Source organism: Streptomyces muensis (assembly GCF_021474425.1).
In the GTDB taxonomy this organism is placed as follows: domain Bacteria; phylum Actinomycetota; class Actinomycetes; order Streptomycetales; family Streptomycetaceae; genus Streptomyces; species Streptomyces muensis.
This window is the reverse complement of the sequence record NZ_JAKEIP010000584.1, coordinates 1-1,237: the sequence shown is the minus strand read 5'-3', so window position 1 is coordinate 1,237 and position 1,237 is coordinate 1. Positions and strand designations below refer to the sequence as shown.

Sequence of the window (1,237 nt, the reverse complement as noted above, 5' to 3'; positions counted from 1 at the left end):
CCCCCGAGACCCCGGACGCGAACTCCTCCACGGCCAGCTCCACACCGAACAACGGCCGCACCCCCGCCGCCGCACAGGCCTTGGCGAACCGAACCGCTCCACCGAGCGAGTCCCGATCAGTCAGAGCCAGGGCGTCCATACCCCGCTCGGAGGCACGCTCGGCCAGCCGCTCCGGGTGCGAGGCGCCGTACCGCAGGGAGAACCCGGAGACGGTGTGCAGATGCGTGAACCCGGACACACGCACCTCCCGACTCACACTCCCGAGACCCGGCCGGACACCAACTCTCGAACATCAGTTCCCAACTCCCCCACCCCCACCATAGACCATCTCCGGACCGTTCTCGAACATTAGTACGACATCCGTTCGGCCGCCTCCCACCTGCACAAACGCCCCGAGCCCCCGACCGTGGGGGCATGCCCCCCAGCCCCTTCCTCGCCGAAGTGAAGGACGCCGTCACCCCCCGAGCCACCCTGCTCGTGACCGGCGTGGTCGCCCTCGCCCTGCTCTTCATCGCCTCCTACGTGGGCGCCCTCCACGACCCGAAGCCCAGGAACGTCCCCTTCGGAGTCGTGGCCCCCGAGGTGGCCGCCCAGCAGACGGTGGACCGCCTGGAAGGCCTGCCCGGCGACCCCCTGTCCCCCCGCACGGTCCCCGACGAGCAAACAGCCCGCCACCAGATCCTCAACCGCGACATCGACGGCGCCCTCCTCGTCAACCCCACCGGCACCACCGACACCCTCCTGGTGGCCACCGGAGCCGGCCGGGTCCTGGCCACCACCCTGGAAACCCTCCTCACCCCCCTGGAGAGATCCGAGGCCCGCACCCTGCGCACCATCGACGTGGCCCCGGCCGACCGACACGACGCCAGCGGCCTCACGTCCTTCTACGTGACCGTGGGCTGGTGCGTCGGCGGCTACCTCTGCGCATCGATCATGACGATCAGCTCGGGCGCCGGCCGCCCCACCCCGAGACGCTCACTGATCCGCCTCATCGCCATGGCCGCGGTCGCCGTCGTGGCCGGACTCGGCGGTGCCCTCATCGTCGGCCCCGTCCTGGGCGCACTCCCCGGCAGCATCGCCGCCCTCTGGGGCACCGGCGCCCTGATCGTCTTCGCGGTAGGCGCGGCCACCCTCGCCTTCCAGGCCATCTTCGGCCTGGCCGGAATCGGCCTGGTCATCCTGATCGTCGTCATCCTGGGCAACCCCAGCGCAGGCGGCGCCCTCCCACCCCCACTGC

The 1,237-nt window shown here is 71.3% G+C and carries 2 protein-coding genes; one reads left to right on the top strand and one right to left on the bottom strand.

Annotated elements, in window-relative coordinates:
- Nucleotides 1–238: PHP domain-containing protein (locus L0P92_RS44530; protein WP_234768823.1), on the bottom strand; the 238-nt coding region annotated here is incomplete at its 3' end.
- Nucleotides 239–414: 176 nt separating this feature from the next.
- Here L0P92_RS44530 and L0P92_RS44525 point away from each other — a divergent pair.
- Nucleotides 415–1,237 (top strand): ABC transporter permease (locus tag L0P92_RS44525; protein ID WP_234768822.1); only part of this gene is annotated, 823 nt, incomplete at its 3' end.